This window comes from Phenylobacterium sp. (genome assembly GCF_016124325.1).
In the GTDB taxonomy this organism is placed as follows: domain Bacteria; phylum Pseudomonadota; class Alphaproteobacteria; order Caulobacterales; family Caulobacteraceae; genus Phenylobacterium.
The window spans coordinates 1-18971 of the sequence record NZ_WGNY01000004.1 but is presented as its reverse complement, the minus strand read 5'-3'; the positions used below and the strand labels follow the sequence as shown (position 1 = coordinate 18971).

At 72.6% G+C, this 18971-nt stretch carries 20 protein-coding genes and 1 tRNA gene; 10 read left to right on the top strand and 11 right to left on the bottom strand.

From position 1 onward, the window contains the following. Nucleotides 1–2539: TonB-dependent receptor (locus GC203_RS01515; protein WP_293450616.1), on the bottom strand; the 2539-nt coding region annotated here is incomplete at its 3' end. A 504-nt stretch (nt 2540–3043) separates the two neighbouring features. On the opposite strand from GC203_RS01515, the gene GC203_RS01510 reads away from it, so the two are divergent. Continuing rightward, complete coding sequence (locus GC203_RS01510; protein ID WP_293450614.1) at nt 3044–3814, top strand: response regulator transcription factor; 771 nt, start codon at nt 3044–3046, stop codon at nt 3812–3814. Between the two features lie 15 nt (nt 3815–3829). Here the strand turns inward: GC203_RS01510 and GC203_RS01505 are convergent, their stop codons facing one another. Further along, the gene (locus GC203_RS01505; protein ID WP_293450612.1) at nt 3830–4138 is read right to left on the bottom strand and encodes a hypothetical protein; all 309 of its coding nucleotides are present in this window, start codon (nt 4136–4138) and stop codon (nt 3830–3832) included. Between the two features lie 178 nt (nt 4139–4316). Between GC203_RS01505 and GC203_RS01500 the strand changes: the two genes are divergently transcribed. Continuing rightward, nucleotides 4317–4970, top strand: coding sequence for a helix-turn-helix domain-containing protein (locus GC203_RS01500; RefSeq protein ID WP_293450611.1), 654 nt, complete (start codon nt 4317–4319; stop codon nt 4968–4970). Here GC203_RS01500 and GC203_RS01495 read toward each other — a convergent pair. The 6 genes from GC203_RS01495 to hemC form a co-directional block, all read right to left on the bottom strand. After that, a complete protein-coding gene (locus GC203_RS01495) occupies nt 4967–5395 on the bottom strand; it encodes an EamA family transporter (protein WP_293450610.1) in 429 nt (142 codons plus the stop codon). The genes GC203_RS01500 and GC203_RS01495 overlap by 4 nt on opposite strands. 137 nt (nt 5396–5532) lie before the next feature. Beyond that, nucleotides 5533–5608, bottom strand: a tRNA-Thr gene (locus tag GC203_RS01490). 77 nt (nt 5609–5685) lie between these two features. After that, a complete protein-coding gene (locus tag GC203_RS01485) occupies nt 5686–6624 on the bottom strand; it encodes a glycosyltransferase (RefSeq protein WP_293450609.1) in 939 nt (312 codons plus the stop codon). Between the two features lie 5 nt (nt 6625–6629). After that, nucleotides 6630–6866 (bottom strand): hypothetical protein, encoded by a 237-nt coding sequence (locus tag GC203_RS01480; protein WP_293450607.1) that lies wholly within the window; start codon nt 6864–6866, stop codon nt 6630–6632. Nucleotides 6867–6869: 3 nt separating this feature from the next. After that, on the bottom strand, nt 6870–7574 hold the full coding sequence (locus GC203_RS01475; protein ID WP_293450605.1) for a uroporphyrinogen-III synthase: 705 nt from the start codon (nt 7572–7574) through the stop codon (nt 6870–6872). 62 nt (nt 7575–7636) lie between these two features. Then, the gene (gene hemC / locus GC203_RS01470) at nt 7637–8629 is read right to left on the bottom strand and encodes a hydroxymethylbilane synthase (protein WP_293450603.1); all 993 of its coding nucleotides are present in this window, start codon (nt 8627–8629) and stop codon (nt 7637–7639) included. 69 nt (nt 8630–8698) lie between these two features. Here hemC and tsaD point away from each other — a divergent pair, with 69 nt between their 5' ends. The 4 genes from tsaD to GC203_RS01450 are packed head-to-tail and all read left to right on the top strand — an operon-like array spanning nt 8699 to nt 11440. After that, nucleotides 8699–9805 carry a tRNA (adenosine(37)-N6)-threonylcarbamoyltransferase complex transferase subunit TsaD gene (gene tsaD, locus GC203_RS01465; protein WP_293450601.1) on the top strand — a complete coding sequence of 369 codons (1107 nt, stop codon included), beginning with the start codon at nt 8699–8701 and terminating at the stop codon, nt 9803–9805. 8 nt (nt 9806–9813) lie between these two features. Next, the gene (locus tag GC203_RS01460) at nt 9814–10803 is read left to right on the top strand and encodes an NAD(P)H-dependent glycerol-3-phosphate dehydrogenase (RefSeq protein ID WP_293450618.1); all 990 of its coding nucleotides are present in this window, start codon (nt 9814–9816) and stop codon (nt 10801–10803) included. Continuing rightward, entirely contained in the window at nt 10804–11088 is a 285-nt protein-coding gene (locus GC203_RS01455; RefSeq protein WP_293450599.1) for a YciI family protein, read from the top strand. It begins immediately after the preceding gene. Then, entirely contained in the window at nt 11075–11440 is a 366-nt protein-coding gene (locus GC203_RS01450) for a Rieske (2Fe-2S) protein (RefSeq protein ID WP_293450597.1), read from the top strand. Before GC203_RS01455 ends, GC203_RS01450 begins: the two co-directional genes overlap by 14 nt. 193 nt (nt 11441–11633) lie before the next feature. Here GC203_RS01450 and GC203_RS01445 read toward each other — a convergent pair whose 3' ends face one another. Further along, nucleotides 11634–12383, bottom strand: coding sequence for a creatininase family protein (locus GC203_RS01445; RefSeq protein WP_293450595.1), 750 nt, complete (start codon nt 12381–12383; stop codon nt 11634–11636). Between the two features lie 237 nt (nt 12384–12620). Continuing rightward, entirely contained in the window at nt 12621–12911 is a 291-nt protein-coding gene (locus GC203_RS01440) for a zinc-finger domain-containing protein (protein ID WP_293450593.1), read from the bottom strand. Nucleotides 12912–13004: 93 nt separating this feature from the next. Between GC203_RS01440 and GC203_RS01435 the strand changes: the two genes are divergently transcribed. Beyond that, nucleotides 13005–13958, top strand: coding sequence for an ABC transporter ATP-binding protein (locus GC203_RS01435; RefSeq protein ID WP_293450591.1), 954 nt, complete (start codon nt 13005–13007; stop codon nt 13956–13958). 226 nt (nt 13959–14184) lie between these two features. On the opposite strand, the gene GC203_RS01430 is transcribed toward GC203_RS01435, so the two are convergent. Further along, entirely contained in the window at nt 14185–14733 is a 549-nt protein-coding gene (locus GC203_RS01430) for a GNAT family N-acetyltransferase (protein WP_293450589.1), read from the bottom strand. Nucleotides 14734–14812: 79 nt separating this feature from the next. On the opposite strand from GC203_RS01430, the gene mutS reads away from it, so the two are divergent. The 3 genes from mutS to GC203_RS01415 all read left to right on the top strand — a co-directional run. Further along, nucleotides 14813–17497 carry a DNA mismatch repair protein MutS gene (mutS, locus tag GC203_RS01425; protein ID WP_293450587.1) on the top strand — a complete coding sequence of 895 codons (2685 nt, stop codon included), beginning with the start codon at nt 14813–14815 and terminating at the stop codon, nt 17495–17497. A gap of 1 nt (nt 17498) precedes the next feature. Next, nucleotides 17499–18104 (top strand): HAD-IA family hydrolase, encoded by a 606-nt coding sequence (locus GC203_RS01420; RefSeq protein WP_293450585.1) that lies wholly within the window; start codon nt 17499–17501, stop codon nt 18102–18104. A gap of 376 nt (nt 18105–18480) precedes the next feature. Then, a partial coding sequence (locus tag GC203_RS01415) for a hypothetical protein (protein WP_293450583.1) occupies nt 18481–18971 on the top strand: 491 nt, incomplete at its 3' end.

Genomic DNA, 18971 nt, shown 5'->3' with positions numbered 1-18971 from the left:
TGTCGAGCCAGGTGCCGACGAAGCTGATGTTGATCCCGCCGCCGTTCTCGATCCCGATCATGTCGAGGTCGGTCCGGTACGACGCGTTGAAGTCGATGCCCTTCGTGCGCAGGGCGCCGGTGTTCAGCGTCGTGTCGACGACGTAGCCCTGGTTGGAGAGCCAGATCGACCCGGCCGCGTCGCGCTTCACCAGACCGCAATAGAACGGATCGAGGTTGTTCACGCACCGGTTGATGATGACGTCGGCGCCGATCTGGCCGATGAAGTCCTTCACCTTGATGTCGAAGTAGTCGGCCGAGAAGTTGAAGCCCGGCAGGAAGGTGGGCTGCAGCACCACCCCGAACGAGATCGTGTCCGAGGTTTCCGGATCGACGTTCGGATTGCCGCCCAGCTGCCCGTTGTACTGGTTGGCCGGGTTGGCCTCGATCGCCAGCACCTGGGCCGTGGTCAGGTTGAACGCCTGGGCGCAGCGGGCGACCAGCGGATCGCTGGCCGCCAGGCCGGCGCAGGGATCCTGCGTGCCGTCGAGGACGACGTTCTGCGGGCTGAACAGCTCCAGCACGTGCGGCGCACGCACCGCGCGCTGGTAGCTGGCCCGCAGGCGGATGTCGTCGATCGGGGTCCAGTCGCCGGCGATCTTGTAGGTGCTGGTGGTGCCGACCGAGGAGTAGTCCGAATAGCGGTAGGCCAGCTCCATCTGCAGCGACTTGGCGAACGGGGCGTCCTGGATCAGCGGGATGCGGGTTTCGCCGAACAGTTCGTAGACGTCATAGCTGCCGTTGACCGGCGGGTTGGCGCCGCCCGAGCCGTTCAGCAGGCCCGCCGAGGAAACGTAGTCGGCGGCGAAGTCGAGGGTCTCGCGGCGGTATTCCGCGCCGAACGAAACGCCGACGCCGTCCTGGGCCCACGGGCTCTTGATGCCGTAGTCGGTCAGGTCGCCGCCCACCGAGAAGTTGACCACCCGCTCGTACAGGTTGCCGATCTGGCTGGAGGGGGTCTCCAGGTAGGCGAGCGCGGCCGGGGTGACCTGGCCAAGCTGGAAGATGTTGTAGGGCACGCAGGCCGTATCGGTGCCGTCGACCACCGACTGGCAGGTCGGCACGCCGTTCACGCTCACGACGTTCAGCGCGTTGTTGATCGCCGTCGTGCGGAAGAAGCCGGTCTGCACCTGATGGAAGGCCACCCGGCCGAACTGCATGAAGAAGTCGTAGTTCCAGTTGTCGGCGATATCGCCCTTCAGGCCGACCACGTAGCGGTACTGGGTGTGTTCGGTCTGGCCCTGGCGGCCGCCGCCTTCGATGTTCCGGCGCGAGACCGTGCCGGTGAAGGTGCCCGCCGTGTTGCTGAGGCAGGTGCCGCCGCCCGACGCCGCCGTGGCGGGCATCAGGCCGCGCTGCTGGTCGGACAGGAGCGGGTTGGCGCAGTTGATCGAGAACGTGCCGGCGAAGATGCCGCCCGGCGCGATCTGATAGGTGGACGTGTCGTCCATGAACATCAGGTCGGCGTAGGCGGTGGCCCAGGGCGCCAGCTCGTAGTGGGCGAAGGCGCCCATCACGTAGCGGTCATCCGGGCGCTGGTAGTAGTTGGCCGGGCCGAAGTTGTAGACGTCGGCGCCCGTCCGCGTGCGGAAGGTGTTGCCCGGGCCGTTGGTGTCGACGATCTGCGAGCCGACGCGGGCCGGGAAGGCCGTGCCCGAGCCGCCGCAGCCGAACTGGCTGAAGTCGGGGGTGCCGGAGTTGAGCGTGCAGCTCGAATAGTCGCGGGCGCCCTGCAGGATCGGCTCGACGTGACGGTAGCCGGCGTAGGCGGTCACGTTGCCCTTGCCGTCCGGCGCGTTGACGCCGATCACCAGGGTGACCTCGCTCGCCTCGCCGTCGCGGACGTCCTTCTTCGGCAGCTGGAAGAACTGCGGCGTGGCCGAGGCCGCGCCCGAAGCCCGCACCACGCTGGCGATGCTGTTGCCGTTGTCGTGCTGGTAGAGCCCGTACTGGGCGTCGACGCGGACGCCTTCGAAATCCTTCTGCAGGATGAAGTTCACCACGCCGGCCACGGCGTCGGCGCCGTACACGGCCGAGGCGCCGCCCGTCAGCACGTCCACGCGCTGCACGAGCGCGCTCGGGATGAAGTTCAGGTCGGCCGAGAGCGAGGCGCCCAGCGTGTTCGGCGTGCCGGGCATCAGGCGGCGGCCGTCGATCAGCACCAGGGTCCGGGTCGCGCCCAGGCCACGCAGGTTCACCGTCGCGGTGCCGGACGAACCGTTGGAGATCGCCGCGCCCTGGGCCGCGAAGGCCTGCGGCAGGCTGTTGATCATGTCCTCGACGCGGGTCACGCCCTGCGCCTTCAGGTCGGCCGCGTTGATCGCCGTCACCGGGCTGACGCTGGTCAGGTTCGGCGTCGGGATGCGCGTGCCGGTGACCACCACCTCGCTCACCGCGCCGCCGCCTTCCTGGGCCGCGGCCTGGGTGGCGAGGCCCATCGCGGCGACGCCGCAGATCATCGAGGACGCCAGCAGGCGTTCACGCATTCTCTTGTTGCTCAAGGTCAAAACCCTCCAGCGGCCGGCGGCTCGCCGCATCGACCGGATCCCCACATGAAAAAAGCTGGCCCCCCAGCGAACCCGGGAAGCCGGGTGCGCGAATAGATGCCGCTGGAGCAAAGTTATTGTCGTGCGTAACCGCACTTTACTGAATTTGTCTTATGCGACTCATGAAGATGGTTCATGTGTCAGGCGGGACGGCAACTCGAACCAGGTCGCGAAAATCCGCCATATACCAATATAATCAACGTATTATTGGATCATCCCGCGAGGGGAAAACGCCGTTGGACGACCCTTGGCGGTCCAGAGCCAGTGAAGTGGTTCCTGGAATAATGTTGCAAAAAGAAAACAGCGATTGACGCCTGTTACGTCCGTCACAGGTGTGTGACACATGAGTCGACTTCATCCAAAGTATGACGAGAAGTCGTCACGAAGTCTCATACTTGCGGTCTAAGGTGCGCAACATCCGGACGCCCTTGCTGGCGATGCCCGGAAAGGAGGCTCTTCGTGACCGCCCTCGCTTTCGAATTCGCGGCCGGGACGCGCGTCGCCGCGCCGCCGGCCGGCGCGCCGCGCATACTCTGGATCGACGCCGACGACGGCGCCATCGAGCCCGGCGTCGAGATGCTGCGCCGGCATGGTTTCGAGGTCGACCGCGCCGGCTCCGCGGCGGCGGCCCAGCCGCTGCTCGACGCCGCCGACGCCGATCTGGTGATCCTCGAAACCGCCCTGCCCGACGCCGACGGCCTGGCGCTGTGCCGCCGCCTGTCCGAGGCCGAGACCGCCCCGGTCCTCGTCGTGGCCCGCGCCGCCGACACCCTGGACCGCGTGGCCGGCCTCGAGTTCGGCGCCGACGACGTGCTGCCCAAGACGGCCCACCCGCTCGAGCTGCTGGCCCGGGTGCGTGCGTTGCTGCGCCGCGCCGGCCGCCAGGCGCGCCGCATCGCGGCCGAGGCCGTCGCCACATGGCGGTTCGACGCCGAGCTGGGCTATGTCACCTCGCCGTCCGGCCGCACCGTGCGGCTCAGTCCGGCCGACGCGGCGCTGCTCCGCGTCCTGGCCGGCCGTCCCGGCGAGGTCTGGCGGCGCGACGCGCTGCTGGCCCAGCTCCACGGCGACGGCGGCGCGGCGGGCGGGCGCTCGATCGACGCGCGCGTGGCCCGGCTGCGCCGCACGCTCAGCGACTGCGACGGCGCCGGCGACATGATCAAGACCCTGCGGGGCGGCGGCTATCTCTTCCAGGCGCAGGTCAACCCGCGCGTCGGGCTGGCCGCCTAGCGGGCCGCCTGGGGACTATTCCGCCTTCCCGCGCCGCGCCGCCAGGAGGCCGATCAGCGCGGCGGCGGCGGTGAGGACCGCGGCGGTCGTCGCCACCGGGTGGGCCTTGGCTTCCTCCGCCGCCTTGCGGGCCACGTCCTTGACCGGCGCCGGCGTCTTGCGCGCCAGGGCCTCGGTGGCGGCGCGAAGGGACTTGGCGGCCTCGGCCACCGCCCGCTCCGCGTCGTCGCTCAGATTGTCGGCGGCCTTGTGCAGCGACTTGGCGACATCCTCGAGGGCGTCCTCGACGTCGTGGCGGATCTCGCGGGTAAGGGACTTCGGCATGGGAAGCACTCCGGATTGGGGGCCGGCGAACGCTGCGCCCCGCCTCGGGCCGCGACCTTGATCTCCGTCAAGCGCCAATCGCGGCCGGCCGCCTCCGTATCGCTACTTAGGGTGCGGTCCCGAATTTTGCGAAAAGGCAAGGCGGCGTAGCCAGACGGACATCGAAACGGAGTTGGCGATGACCCTGGCCTACCCTCTGAACGACGCCCGCGTCGCACCGCCTCCGGCCGCTCTGACCGGCGTGATGGACCGCCTCGGCGTGCGCGCCGGCCACGCGAAGGACACCGAGATCTACGCCCAGGGCGACGACGTCCAGTATCTCTACCGGGTGGTCAGCGGGGTGGTGCGCACGACGCGGCTCACCTGCGACGGCCGCCGTCAGGTCGGCGACTTCTACTATCCGGGCGACCTGTTCGGGCTGGAGCCGGGCCCCGACCACCGCTTCGCCGCCGAGGCGCTGTCGGATTGCGTCGTGCAGTCGGTGCGGCGCACAACCGTGCGGACCATGGCCGGCGACGCCGAGCTCGACCGGGCGATCCTCGAAGCCACCAGCCGCGAGATGGCCCGCCTGCAGGACCATGTGCTGCTGCTCGGCCGCAAGAGCGCCCGCGAGAAGGTGGCGGGCTTCCTCATGCAGCTGGCCCAGCGCCAGCCGGGCGGCGCGGTGATGCTGCCGATGGGCCGCCAGGACATGGCCGACTATCTCGGCCTCACCATCGAGACCGTCTCGCGCATGCTGACCCAGCTGCAGGGCGACCTGATCGTCGAATTCCCCTCGTCGCGCCGCTTCCAGGTGAAGCAGTGGGACGCCCTGGAAGACCTGGCCGCCTAGCGTCTCAGCGCGATCAAGAGGGCGCCGGCCGTTATCAGGCCGACGCCGGCCCAGCCCCTGACGTCCAGCCGCTCGCCCAGGAAGATGGCGGCGAAGACCGCGACGAGGACCACGCTCAGCTTGTCCACGGGCGCGACCCGCGAGGCCTCGCCCAGTTTCAGCGCCTGGAAGTAGCAGAGCCACGACAGGCCGGTGGCGGCCCCCGAAAGCCCCAGGGCGGCGAACAGTCGCCAGCTCGAGAAGGGGTTGGCGGCCGGCGCGCCCTCCGCCGCCCAGATTCCCGCGACGATCGCCAGGATCACCAGCGTCCGCACCACCGTGGCGAAGCTGGACGGCAGGCCCTCGACGCCCAGCTTGGCGAAGATCGCCGTCAGGGCGGCGAACCCCGCCGACCCCAGGGCCCAGACCTGCCAGGATGACGCCATCGAACCTCTCCCCGCGGATGCGCTCGTATTGGAGACGCCGCCGCTGGGCGCCGCCCGCAGCATCGCCCGCCGTCACAGGCGAGGTCCAGCCGCAGGCCAGGTCCAGCCGCGCCGATCAGCCTGAAGGGGGGGAGGAATGGTGCCGCCTAGGTGACTCGAACACCTGACCTACGCATTACGAATGCGCCGCTCTACCGGCTGAGCTAAGGCGGCTCCTGTCCGGGACGCGGGCTTTTAGCGGCTCGGCGTCGATTTGGGAAGCGCCTGGCGGTCGCAGCCGGCGCCGCGCCTCAGGGGGCGAGCGCCATGTCTTCCCGCCAGAAACGCTCGAGCGCGGCGAGGAACGCCGGCTCGCTCCAGGCCGCGGCCGTGCGGCGGCCCGCCGCGCGCATCAGGGCGGCCTCGGCGCCGTCCGCCTCGACGATCTCCACGGCGCGGACCAGCGCCCGGGCGGCGGCCTCGCAATCGTCCTCCTCCACCCAGAGCCCGTTCAGGGGCGTGGCGTATTCGCGCGCGCCGATGCCGGTGAAGCCGGCCACGATGCAGCCGCTCGACATGCCTTCGAGGATCGAGGTGGACATGCCCTCGAACCGCGCGAGGCTGAGATAGACCGCCGCCCGGCCCAGCGCCTCGGCGGTCTCGCGCTCCGGCCGCCCGTCGATCAGGTCCCAGGTCCAGCCCGGCGCCGTGTTGAGCCGCTCGAACATCCCGCGGATCGCGGCGGCCTCCAGGGTCCGCTTGCGCGGCATGCAGGCGATGACCCGCGCCTTCTCCCGCGGCCGGAACACGCGCCCGTCCACCCAGCTCGGCACGGTGCCCACCACGTCGTGGTCGAAGTAGCGGGCGAGCCAGGCGGCCACGAGGTCGCTGCAGGCGATGAAGTGCCGGTAGGCGCCGCGCACCTCCGGCGGCAGCGCCGCCAGCGCGCCCGCCGCGGCGAAATAGGGGTTCTTGCAGTGGATGACCTTGCGGTTGGGCAGGGTCGCGCAGGCCGCCAGCACCGGCGTGGCGTCTTCCGAGATGATCAGGATCTCGTCGGGCGCGGGCGGGCCCGCCCAGGCGTCGATCGGGGCGTCGTGGGCGAACCACCGGGGCGGCGACTTGTCGTTCGGTATGCGGACCACCGCGTCGTAGCCCATCTGCGCCAGCGCCTGGGCGTGCCGGCAGGTCGCCCTGTTGCCCCCGGTCGGGGCGTCGGGCTTGGGCATCACGAACACCAGTCTGGCCACCTCGATTATCGGCCTCCCGGCGAGGGCTGGCCCGGCGCCGGCGGTGCGGCGGGCGGCGCCGGCGCGGCGGCGGGCGGCGGAAACAGCCGCGGCGCCAGCAGCGCCACGCCCGCGCCGCCCAGCACGCAGAGCACGCCGAAGACGATCAGGACCCAGAAGGTCGCGCCCAGCAGCGGCCGGGGGGCCTCTTCGTCCACGTGGTCGGGCAGCTCGTCGGGCCGGTCTGGCGCGGGCGGACCCATGGCTCAGGGCCGCCGGTCGATGAGGTTGAGCAGGGCCGCCTCCAGGGGGAAGGGCGGAAAGGCCCGCTCGGCCAGCGAGACCCGGGACAGCGGCTTGACCACCGCCTTCGAGAGCCCCAGCGCCCGGAGCTGGGGGGCCGGGTGGGCCTTGAGCAGCCCGGCCAGCACCTGCGACGCGCGCGGCGAATGCAGGAGCACCGCGTCGCAGCCGCCCAGCCGGGCCAGGTCGAGGTCTCCGGTGTCCGCGGGCGCGGTCTCGTAGAGGATCAGGCGCCGCGCCTCGACCCCGTGCCTGGCGAGCGACCCCGCGAGGTCGCCGGCCGGCTCGGCCGCGCCGGGATGCAGCACCGCCCCTCTGAGCTCGCCGCGCCGCGAGGCGATGCCCTCGGCCAGGGCCTCCACGTCGCCGTCGGCCGACAGCACCGAGCCGAAGCCGGCCGCCCGCGCCGCCTGGGCCGTCGCCGCGCCGACCGCGAACACCTTCAGGTTCCGCTCCCCGCAGATGTCGGCGAAGGCGCGCACGCCGTTGGCGCTGGTGAAGGCCAGCGCCGCCACGCCGGCCAGGTCGATGGCGACGTCGGGCATGGCGCGGACTTCCAGCAGCGGGGCCACCACCGCCTCGTGACCCAGCGCGCGCACGCGTTCGGCCGTGGCCGTGGCCCCGGGCTGCGCGCGTGTGATCCAGATCCGCTGCCTGCGGCGAGCCATTCGCCGACCCCGCTATCCGACTGCTTCGCTCGTGCGGACGATGCGGTGCGGCGCGGCCTTCTTCAATGCTGCTCGTCGAAAAGCAGGATCGCGTCGCCGCCGTCGGCCTTCACCGCGGCGCCCAGCGACAGCCCGAGGTCACGCGCCGAGGCCAGCGGGTCGGACAGCTGCGACAGCTCCGACTCGCCCGAATGCCGGAACCGGACCGCGCCGTCGGGGGAAAGCGCCTCGACGATGAGCTTCAGCGAGCCGCCCTCCAGCCACGCATGGGCGCCGATCGGCGTCTTGCACGAGCCTTCCAGCGCCGTGAGCGCGCCGCGCTCGGCCTCGACGCACAGGGTGGTGGTCTCGCAGACCAGCGCCTTGGCCCACGGCGCGTCGCGGTCGGCCTCGCGCGTCTCGATGGCCAGCGCGCCCTGGCCGGGCGCCGGGGGCGCCTCCATCGGATCGATCAGGCTCTGCGGCCGGTCGCCCAGGCCCAGCCGGCGCAATCCCGAATAGGCCAGCAGGATGGCGTCCATCTCGCCGGCCGCCAGCTTGGCCATGCGCGTGTCGACGTTGCCGCGCAGCATCCGCACGTCGAGGTCGGGCCGGCGATAGAGCGACTGGGCCTGGCGGCGCAGGCTGGCGGTGCCCAGGCGCGCGCCCTGCGGCAGGTCTTCGAGGCGATCGGCGACAGTGCTCAGGAAGGCGTCGCGCGGATCCTCGCGCTCGGGCACGGCGGCGATCGCCAGGCCGGGCGGCAGCACCGCCGGCATGTCCTTCATCGAGTGGACGGCGCAGTCGATGCGGCCGTCCAGCATCGCCTCCTCGATCTCCTTGGTGAAAAGCCCCTTGCCGCCGATCTCCAGCAGCCGGCGGTCCTGCACCCGGTCGCCCGTGGTCGAGATCACGATGAGCGGCGCCACGCGCTCCACCTCGGCGGCGTTCTCGGGATCGGCGCCCAGCGCGGCGGCGATGCGGCGCTGCATGTGACCCGCCTGGGCCAGGCTGAGCTTGGAGCCGCGGGCCCCGATGCGGACGGGCGCGGCGGGCCGGGGCGGTTGCGTGGGCACGGTGGGCGGTCTACCTCGGAGCCGGAATCGTGAGGCCTGCTACAGGAGCCGGCCCGCCCCGGCAACCGGATGACCCTCGCCCACCCCGCCCCGCAAACCGTTCTCGGCCTGGAAACCAGCTGCGACGAGACCGCCGCCGCGGTCGTGCGCCGCCATGCCGACGGCCGCGTCGAGGTGCTGTCGTCGGTCGTCGGCAGCCAGATCGCCGAGCATGCGCCCTATGGCGGCGTGGTGCCCGAGATCGCCGCCCGCGCCCACGTCGAGACCATCGAGCAGATCGCCCGGGCCGCGCTGGGCGAGGCCGGCGTCGGGTATGGCGACCTCACCGGCGTCGCGGCCACCGCCGGCCCCGGTCTGGTTGGGGGCGTGATGGTGGGGCTGTCGTTCGGCAAGGCGGTGGCGCTGGCCCGCGGCCTGCCGCTGGTGGCGGTCAACCACCTGGAGGGCCACGCCGTCTCGGCCCGGCTGGGCGCCGAGCTGATCGACTATCCCTTCCTGCTGCTGCTGGTCTCGGGCGGCCATTGCCAGCTTCTGAGCGTGGAGGGCGTCGGCGCCTGCCGCCGCCTGGGCTCGACCATCGACGACGCGGCCGGCGAGGCCTTCGACAAGATCGCCAAGGCCATGGGCCTGCCCTATCCCGGCGGCCCGGCCCTGGAGCGGCTGGCCGAGGGCGGCGACCCCCAGGCCTTCCAGCTCCCGCGCATGCTGCTGGGCCGCAAGGATTGCGACTTCTCGTTCTCGGGCCTGAAGACGGCCGCCGCGCGCCTCGCCGAGGGCGTCACCGCCGAGACGGATCGCCGCGACCTCGCCGCCGCCGTCCAGGCCGCCATCGCCGGCCAGCTCGCCGAAAAGAGCGCGCGGGCCATGGAGGGCTACGCCCGCGAGCACGCGGGCGAGCCGCTGCGCTTCGTCGTGGCGGGCGGCGTGGCGGCCAACAAGGCGGTGCGCGCCCGGCTGGAGGCCGCCGCGACGGCCCACGGCTTCGCCTTCGCCGCCCCGCCGCTGGCCTACTGCACCGACAACGCCGCCATGATCGCGCTCGCCGGCGCCGAGCGGCTGGCCCTGGGCCTGGCCGATCCGCTGGACGCCGTGGCCCGCCCCCGCTGGCCGCTGGACGAAGCCGCCGCCGCGGCCAGCCCCACCCACAAGCCCGGCCGCAAAGGCGCCAAGGCGTGAGCGAAGTCATGCGGACCCTCGGCGTGATCGGCGGCGGCGCCTGGGGCACGGCCCTGGCCCAGGTCTGCGCGCGGGCGGGCCGCGACGTGGTCCTCTGGGCGCGCGAGCCCGATGTGGTCGCCACGGTCAACGCCGCCCACGAGAACGTCGCCTTCCTGCCGGGCGTGCCGCTGGAGCCCTCGATCCAGGCCACCGAAGACCTGGCCGGCCTCGGCGGCGCCGACGCGGTGCTGGCGGTCGCCCCGGCCCAGCATCTGCGCGCGACCCTGGCGGCCTTCGCCCCGCGTGTCCGCGGCGGCCTGCCGATCGTGCTCTGCGCCAAGGGCGTCGAGCAGGGCTCGCTGAAGCTGATGACCGAGGTGCTGGCCGAGACCGTCCCCCAGGCCGCCCCGGCGGTGCTTTCCGGGCCCAGCTTCGCGAGCGAGGTCGCGCGCGGCCTGCCCACCGCCGTCACCCTCGCCTGTCCCGATCCCGACCTCGCCGAGGCCCTGGCCACGGCCATCGCGACGCCCGCGTTCCGGCCCTACTTCTCCACCGACATGATCGGCGCCGAGGCCGGCGGCGCGGTGAAGAACGTCCTGGCCATCGCCTGCGGCATCGTCGAGGGCCGCGGCCTCGGCCGCTCGGCCCAGGCCGCGCTGATCACCCGGGGCTTCGCCGAACTCACCCGCCTGGCCGTGGCGCTGGGCGCCCGCGCCGAGACCGTGGCCGGCCTCTGCGGCCTGGGCGACCTGGTGCTCACCTGCTCCAGCGCCCAGTCGCGCAACATGAGCGTCGGCCTGGCGCTGGGCCGCGGCCAGACGCTGGCCGAGGCCCTGGCCGGCAAGCTCAGCGTGGCCGAGGGCGTGGCCTCGGCGCCGGCCGTGCGTGATCTCGCCGCCCGCGTCGGCGTGGAGACGCCGATCTGCGAGGCCGTGGCCGCGATCCTGTCGGGCCATGTCGATGTCGACGACGCCATCCGCGGCCTGCTGGCCCGGCCGCTCAAGGAGGAGACCTGAATGCCGCTGTTCGTGCTTGCCTGTTTCGACAAGGAAAACGCCCTTGAGACGCGGATGGCCACGCGGCAGGCGCACCTGGCCTGGGCGGCCACCCGGACCGACGCCATCAAGCTGGGCGGCCCCATGCTGGACGACAAGGGCGACATGGCGGGCTCCCTGTTCATCCTCGACCTGCCCGACAAGGCCGCCGTCCAGGCGTTCAACGCCGCCGACCCCTACACCCAGGCCGGGCTCTGGGACCGGGTGGAGCTGAAGGCCTTCAAGGTCAGCCTTGGACAGATCTGAGCCGGGCAATCCGGCGCGCCCGGCGGCCGGCGTGCGGCTCTGCGCCCTGGACGAGATTCCCGATCCGGGCGGCAAGGGCTTCCGCTTCCGCGAGGGCTCGCGGCTGTTCGCCGGCTTCGTGATCCGATCCGGCGGGACGGCGCGCGGCTTCGTGGATTCCTGCCCCCACGCCGGCTGGCCGCTCTCGGCCCTCGACGACCGCTACCTCACCCGCGACCACCGCCACATCCTGTGCGCCGGCCACGGAGCCCTGTTCGACCTGCAAGGCGCCTGCGTGGCGGGCCCCTGCCACGGCGAGCGCCTGGCCGCCTGGCCCGTGGAAGTCCGCGACGGCGAAGTCTGGACGGCGTGAGGATCTCCTCTCCCCCCGCGAAGCGGAGAGGGAGAGGGTAGGGAGAGGGGGGCTCCGCATCGGCGCGTCACCGATCACGCAGCCGGGACCCTCGGCCCGCCACTCAAGGCGCGGCGCTTCCGCGCCGGCCCTCTCCCTACCCTCTCCCTCTCGGAGCTGCGCTCCGGGGGAGAGGCGTTCGCCGAGGCGCCTCCTACGCCGGCGCGACCTCCGCCCCGAACGCGGCGACGTCCTCCAGCAGGCCCGCGGCGGCGGTCTTCACCAGCTCGCCGCCTTTTTCCGGCGTGGCCAGACCCGGGTCGGAGCCCATGCGGCCGTCAGCGTAGCGGGCGCGGAAGTCCATGGCCTCACGGATCGGGCCGGTCGGCGCGATCTGGGGCGCGTAGTTGGCGCTCTTGATGCTGTCGGGATAGCCCCACTGGGTGACCGCGATCTCCGAGGGGGTGGCGTGGCTGCCGTGGCCCACCGGGAACTGCTTGTTGGCCAGCGCGGTGACGCCCTTCAGGTCCCACCAGTTCTTGAGCTTGCAGGCGAAGCCGCGGTTGCGGCCGGCGTAGCTGGCCTCGGCGTAGAGCTCGGAGAAGGCCGCCTCGATGGTGGCGACATTGCCGCCGTGGCCGTTCAGGAAATAGAGCTTCTCGAAGCCCGCGTGCGAGAGGCTGCGGCACCAGTCGCCGATCGCCAGCATGAAGGTCGAGGGTCGAAGCGCGATGGTGCCCGGAAAGTCCAGGTGGTGCTGGGCCATGCCGATGTTGAAGGTGGGCGCCACCAGGATGTCGCCGTCCTTCTGCGCCTCATGGGCGATGATCTCGGGGCACAGCCAGTCGGTGCCGAGCAGGCCGGTGGGCCCATGCTGCTCGTTCGAGCCGATGGGGATCACCACCGTCTTCGAGCGCTTCAGGAAGCCTTCGATCTCGGCCCAGGTGGACAGGTGCAGCAGCATCGGGGGGAATCCTTGGACGGACGGGGGTCTGACCCCGGCGTGCCACATCGGCTTCCGGCTTGTACAGCAACATCGAAACCGGCCGCGCCGTCGCCACCGCGTCATCGCCCGGCTTGTCCGGGCGACCCATGCACACGGACGCCCGGCGAGGTGGCTATGGCGCCGCCGCGTTCAATCCTGCGCCTGCGGCGTTCATGGGTGGCCCGGACAAGCCGGGCCATGACGGTGCGAAGGCCCTCAGTGCCCGTGCGAGCCCTCGTAGACGCCCGGCGCCAGGAATTCGTCCTCGGGGCCCTCGGAGCCGGGCGCCAGCACGAAGCGGCGATCGCAGTAGGGGCACTCGACGAAGCCGGCCTCGCCCATCTCGAGCCAGACGCGCGGATGGCCCAGCGCGCCGCCGACGCCGTCGCACGACACCCGGTGGCTGCGCACCTGGATCACCTCGGGCGCGGGGCCGACAGGCGGGGCGGCCGCCACGGCGGGCGCGGTCTTGGATTTCGCGGGCTTGGCGGCGGCTTTGCGGGCCATGGATCGTCACTACCTCTCGGGGGCGAGCTTGGCGCAGGCCCAACCTGCGCCTAGGTATGCGAGCGCAGCTTAGCGCGTCAACGACGGGACCCCATGGACCTACCTGATTACGCCATCGAGGCCAGGGGTCTGACCAAGACCTACGCCGCGACCAAGACGACGCCCGAGATGAAGGCGCTGCGCGGCATCGACCTCGCCATCCCGCGCGGCTCGATCTTCGGCCTGCTGGGCCCCAACGGCGCCGGCAAGTCGACCTTCATCAACATCCTGGCGGGCCTGTGCCGCAAGACGTCGGGCACGGTCTCGATCTGGGGCCGCGACATCGACCACGATCCGCGCGGCTCGCGCGCCGCCATCGGCGTGGTGCCGCAGGAGATCGCCGCCGACCCCTTCTTCACCCCGCGCGAGTCGCTGGAGGTGGCCGCGGGCATGTACGCCGTGCCCAAGTCCGAGCGGCGCACCGACGAACTGCTCACCGCCCTCGGCCTCGCCGACAAGGCCAACGCCTACGTCCGCCAGCTCTCCGGCGGGATGAAGCGGCGGCTGATGGTGGCCAAGGCGATGGTCCACAACCCGCCGGTCCTGATCCTCGACGAGCCCACCGCCGGGGTCGACGTCGAGCTGCGCCGCCAGCTCTGGAACTATGTGCTGGAGCTGAACCGCAAGGGCGTGACCATCGTGCTCACCACCCACTACCTGGAAGAGGCCCAGGAGCTCTGCGACGAGATCGCCATCGTCAACCGCGGCCAGGTGGTGGCGTGCGAGCCCACCACCACCCTGCTGCGCCGCATGGACACCCGCAATGTGATCGTCACGCCCGCCGTGCCGGTGGAGGCGGCGCCCGAGCTTGCGGGCTTCGAGACCAAGCTGCTGAAGTCGGGCGGCTTCTCGGTCACCTACCGCACGGGCCAGTCCAACGTGGAGCAGGTGCTGGCCGCGATCCGCGCCGCGGGCCTGCACATCAAGGACATCTCCACCGAAGACCCCGACCTCGAGGACGTCTTCGTCTCCCTGACCTATGCGGCGGAAGAGGCGGCCAGCGCCTAGGCTCGCGCCCGCTCATCCCGGCGAAGGCCGGGATCCGGATCTCATAGCGCTGGGGCGGATCGGCGCAGTGGCAGGTTCCTGAGACCTTCATGGCTCCCCCTTTCCCTCCCCCTCGTGGGGAGGGCGACTCGCCGGAGGCGAGCGGGGTGGGGCGGCCTTCCCCACCGGTCTCACGGCTTCGCCGCGATCCACCCTCCCCATGACGGGGAGGGAAAGGAAGATGGATTCAGCCGGTCAACGTGGCGATGTCGGCCCAGCGGTAGGCCACTTCCTCGTAGCTGCGCCCGCCCGGGCCGGGCTCGATGCGCGGCGCCTCGGCCGCGCCGCCGAGATGTTCGTAGAACCGCCGCGCCGGCGCGTTGGCCGCCAGCACCGACACCACCAGCGAACCGGCTCCCTGCGCCGCCAGCGCCCGCGCCGCGCCGGTCAGCAGCCGCCGCCCGAGGCCGAAGCCCTGGGCCGCGCGCAGCACATAGAGGGTGGCCACCTCGGCCTCGCCCGCGACCCGGCGGCGCGACGGTCCGCCCTGGGCGTAGCCCACCACGCCCGTCCGGTCGGCGACGGCCAGCGTCACCTCGTCCGGGCCGGGATGCAGCAGCGCTCGGCCGAAGCGGCGGGCGTGCAGCTCTTCCGACATCCGCGCCAGATAGCCGTCGGGCAGCAGGCCGCGGTAGGTCTCGCGCCACGACAGCACGTGCGTGCGCGCCAGCGCCTCGGCGTCGGCCGGGCCGGCCGGAAAGATCACGTAGCGGGCTTCGACGCCTGGTCGCGGCATTCATCCACAGCTTGGGCCGCTACGGCCCCGGTTCAAGGGGGTGCGGGACTCGGCCGCATCCTTTAGCGTTCCGTGCTTCATGAACGCTCAGCCCCAGAAGACGCCCGATCCCGCGGCCGGCGCCTCGCCGGTGATGGCCCAGTTCTTCGAGGCCAAGTCGCGCCAGCCCGACGCCCTGGTGTTCTTCCGCATGGGCGACTTCTACGAGCTGTTCTTCGAGGACGCCGAGAAGGCCGCCGCCGCGCTCGGCATCACGCTCACCGCCCGCGGCCAGCACGCGGGCCAGCCGATCCCCATGGCGGGCGTCCCGGCCCACGCCGCCGAGGCCTATCTGGCCAAGCTGATCCGCGCCGGCTTCAAGGTCGCCGTCTGCGACCAGCTGGAGGACCCTTCCGAGGCCAAGAAGCGCGGCTCCAAGGCCGTCGTCCGGCGCGAGGTGACCCGCGTGGTCACGCCCGGCACCCTCACCGAGGACGGCCTGCTCGACGCGCGCGGCGCCAACCGGCTGGCCGCCGTCTCGGTGCGCGCGGGCGGGGCGGCCGTGGCCAGCGTCGAGCTTTCCACGGGCGAGGTGGAGTGCCTGGCGATCACCGTGAGCGGTCTGGCCTCGGCGCTCGCCGCGCTCGGCCCCTCCGAGGTGCTGGTCCCCGACCGCCTCTTCGCCGACGAACAGGTGAGCGCCGCGCTGAAGTCGGCGGGCGGCTTCGTCCAGCCGATGCCCAGCGCGCTCGCCGAGCCCGGCGCGTCCGAAACCCGGCTGAAGCGGCTCTACGGCGTCGACACCCTGGACGGCTTCGGCCAGCTCTCCGGCGCCGAGGTCTCGGCGCTCGGCCTGATCGCCGCCCATCTGGAGACCACCCAGGCCGGCAAGGTCCCGGCGCTCTCGGCCCCGCGCCGCGCCGGCGAGGCCGACGTGATGGTCATCGACCCGGCCACCCGCGCCAGCCTGGAGATCGAGAAGGCCACCTCCGGCGCCCGCGACGGCTCGCTGCTGGCCGCCATCGACCGCACGGTCACCGCCCCCGGCGCGCGCCTGCTGGCCGCCCGGCTGGCCCGCCCGCTGCTGGACCCTGCCGCCATCGACGCGCGGCTCGACGCGGTGGAGTGGTTCATCGGCCATCGCCGCCAGCGCGAGCGGCTGCGCGAGACGCTGAAGGGCCTGCCCGACATGGCCCGCGCGCTCAGCCGCCTGGCGCTCGGCCGCGGCGGCCCGCGCGACCTGGGCGCCCTGCGCGACGGGCTCGCGGCCGGGGCGGCGGTCTGCGCCCTGTTCGCCGAGTCGGCCGATCCGCTGGTCAGCCTGCCGGCCGAGGTCGCCCAGGCGCTCGCCGCCCTCGACCTGGCCAATGCCCCCGACCTCGCCGCCTTCCGCGATCTGCTGGCCGCCGGCCTCGGCCCCGACCTGCCCGCCCAGGCCCGCGACGGCGGCTTCGTGGCCGACGACGTCCGGCCCGAACTCGACCAGGCCCGCGCCCTGCGCGACGACAGCCGCCGCGTCGTCGCCGCCCTGGAGGCGCAGCTCGCGGGCGAAAGCGGGGTGGCGCTGAAGATCCGCCACAACGCGGTGCTGGGCTATTTCGTCGAGGCCACCGCCAAGGCCGCCGAGCCGCTGCTGAAGCCGCCGCTGAACGCCACCTTCATCCATCGCCAGACCATGGCCAACCAGGTGCGCTTCACCACCGTCGAGCTGGCCGAGCTGGACGCCAAGATCGCCCAGGCCGCCGAACGCGCCCTGGCCATCGAGCTCGACACCTTCGAGGCCTGGCGCGACGCGGCCACCGGCGTCGCCGCCCCCATCCAGGCCGCGGCCCAGGCCGCCGCCGCCCTCGATGTCGCCGCCGGCCTCGCCGAATGGGCCGACGACGTGAACGCCGTGCGCCCGACGGTCGACCGCTCCCAGGCCTTCGAGGCCGAGGCCGCGCGCCACCCCGTGGTCGAGGCCGCCGTCCGCCGCGCCGGCGAGGCCTTCACCCCCAACGACTGCCGCCTCGACGGCATGGGCGTCGGCGGGCCGCGGCTGGCGCTGGTCACCGGGCCGAACATGGCCGGCAAGTCCACCTTCCTGCGCCAGAACGCCCTCCTGGCCGTGCTGGCCCAGTCGGGCTGCTTCGTGCCGGCGAAGACGCTGCGGCTGGGCGTGGTCGACCGCCTGTTCAGCCGCGTGGGCGCCGGCGACGACCTGGCGCGCGGGCGTTCCACCTTCATGATGGAGATGGTCGAGACCGCCGCCATCCTGGCCCAGGCCACGCCGCGCAGCCTGGTGATCTTGGACGAGATCGGCCGCGGCACCGCCACCTACGACGGCCTGGCCATCGCCTGGGCCTGCGCCGAGGCGCTGCACGAGACCAACCGCTGCCGCGCGCTCTTCGCCACCCACTATCACGAGCTGGCGGTGCTGGAGGACCGGCTGCCCTACGTCGCCAACCTCAGCCTCAAGGCCAAGGAGTGGAACGGCGAGCTGATCTTCCTCCACGAGGCCGGGCCCGGCCCCGCCGACCGCTCCTACGGCGTCCAGGTGGCCAAGCTGGCGGGCGTGCCGCCGGCCGTCGTCGCCCGCGCCAAGCAGGTGCTGGAACGGCTGGAGCGCGAGGCCGGCGCGCCGGCCCATCTGGAGGACCTGCCCCTCTTCGCCGCCGTCGCCGAGCCCGAGGCCCGCTTCGGCCCCAGCCTCGTCGAGGAGGCCCTGGCCGGCCTCGACCCCGACGGCATGAGCCCCCGCGAAGCCATGGACGCGCTCTACCGGCTCAAGGGGCTGATGAGCTGACGTGGCGCCGACGCCCCGCGCCCTCATGGTCGATGTCGACGGGGTGATCCTCACGCCGCGGCCCGGCGGCTGGGCGGTCGACATGGAGCGCGACCTGGGGATCGCCTCGGAAGCGCTGCAAGCCCACTTCTTCAAGCCCCACTGGAACGACGTGGTCCTGGGCCGCGCCGGCCTGCACGAACGCCTCGCCCCCGTCCTGGCCCAGCACGCGCCGCACCTGACCAGCCACCGGCTGGCCGCCTACTGGTTCGAGAAGGACGCCCTACAGAACGCCGCCCTGCTGGCCGAACTGGCCGAGCTGCGGCGCGCCGGCGTCGCCCTCCACCTCGCCACGATCCAGGAGCCGGAGCGCGCGGCCTACCTCTGGAACACCCTGGGTTTCCGCCACCGCTTCGACGCCCTGCACTACTCGGCCGACATCGGCGCCCGGAAGATCGACGCGGCCTTCTACGCCGCCGTCGAGGCGCGGACGGGCCTTTCCGGCGCGGACGTCGTGCTCATCGACGACACCCCCGCCAACGTCGAAGCCGCCCGCGCGGCGGGCTGGCGCGGCGTGGTCTGGGACGGAACGCTCACCCTGTCCGAGGCGCTGGCCGTGGCGCGCTAGCGGCGCGCCGTGCCCCTCACCGTCATCCCGGACGAAGGGCGCGAAGCGCCCGAAGATCCGGGACCCAGCCGCTCAAACCCCGACACGTCCAACGCAAGCCGCTTCACCACCGTGCGGCTGGGCCGCCAACGGCTGCGACGCGGCGGCTCCCATCTGGGGACCACGGATTTCCACGGACGGCGCCGGCGCCAAATCCGTGCGATCCGCGAAATCCGTGGTTCCAAACCGGCCGCGCGCCGCTGCCGAACCGACCGATGCCCGTGTTCACGGCTCGCCCGGACAAGCCAGGGGCATGTTGGCGAGAACCCGGGACCTCAAACGCCATCGACGCCCCCTACGTCCGCATCTGACGCACCGCCCCTCCACACTCTCCGGCATGTCCACCGCGGCGACAGATCGTGATCTGGAGATGCTGGCCTGGCTGGCCGAGCGCGACATGGAGGCCGTGGCCCACGCCCACGCCCGCTTCCTGGCCGCCACCGAGCCCGACGACGTCGCCAGCCTGGGCCGCACCTATCAGAAGGTCTCCCGCTGCCTGCGCAGCACGCTGGCGCTGAAGATGAAGGCCGCCGAGCGGCGGGCCGAGCGCGCGGCGCCGCCAACCGCCCTGTCGTCCATCGACGCCCTGGCCCGCGACGCGCAGGTCGACGCGCGCACCGTCGAGCTGCAGGACGCCATGGACCGCATCGCCGCCGCCGCCGTCCCCGACCCGGCCGAGCGCGACGTCGTGCTCGACAGCTTCGACTACATCCTCGACGACTGGTCCGAGGCGGCCGACTACCTCGACGCCGACCTCGACGACCTCGTGGCCCGCGCCTGCCGCCTGCTGCTCCTGCCCCAGGACCTCGCCGCGACCTGGCGCACCCT

Bases quoted from the DNA above. Each gene is read 5' to 3' on its own strand.
- GC203_RS01440 (WP_293450593.1), bottom strand. From the start codon at position 12,911: ATGGCCCGCAAAGCCGCCGCCAAGCCCGCGAAATCCAAGACCGCGCCC.
- GC203_RS01455 (WP_293450599.1), top strand. From the start codon at position 10,804: ATGCCGCTGTTCGTGCTTGCCTGTTTCGACAAGGAAAACGCCCTTGAG.
- tsaD (WP_293450601.1), top strand. From the start codon at position 8,699: ATGACCCTCGCCCACCCCGCCCCGCAAACCGTTCTCGGCCTGGAAACC.
- mutS (WP_293450587.1), top strand. From the start codon at position 14,813: ATGAACGCTCAGCCCCAGAAGACGCCCGATCCCGCGGCCGGCGCCTCG.
- GC203_RS01505 (WP_293450612.1), bottom strand. From the start codon at position 4,138: ATGCCGAAGTCCCTTACCCGCGAGATCCGCCACGACGTCGAGGACGCC.
- GC203_RS01495 (WP_293450610.1), bottom strand. From the start codon at position 5,395: ATGGCGTCATCCTGGCAGGTCTGGGCCCTGGGGTCGGCGGGGTTCGCC.
- GC203_RS01500 (WP_293450611.1), top strand. From the start codon at position 4,317: ATGACCCTGGCCTACCCTCTGAACGACGCCCGCGTCGCACCGCCTCCG.
- GC203_RS01460 (WP_293450618.1), top strand. From the start codon at position 9,814: ATGCGGACCCTCGGCGTGATCGGCGGCGGCGCCTGGGGCACGGCCCTG.
- GC203_RS01445 (WP_293450595.1), bottom strand. From the start codon at position 12,383: ATGCTGCTGCACCTGTCCACCTGGGCCGAGATCGAAGGCTTCCTGAAG.
- GC203_RS01435 (WP_293450591.1), top strand. From the start codon at position 13,005: ATGGACCTACCTGATTACGCCATCGAGGCCAGGGGTCTGACCAAGACC.
- GC203_RS01475 (WP_293450605.1), bottom strand. From the start codon at position 7,574: ATGGCTCGCCGCAGGCAGCGGATCTGGATCACACGCGCGCAGCCCGGG.
- GC203_RS01430 (WP_293450589.1), bottom strand. From the start codon at position 14,733: ATGCCGCGACCAGGCGTCGAAGCCCGCTACGTGATCTTTCCGGCCGGC.
- GC203_RS01480 (WP_293450607.1), bottom strand. From the start codon at position 6,866: ATGGGTCCGCCCGCGCCAGACCGGCCCGACGAGCTGCCCGACCACGTG.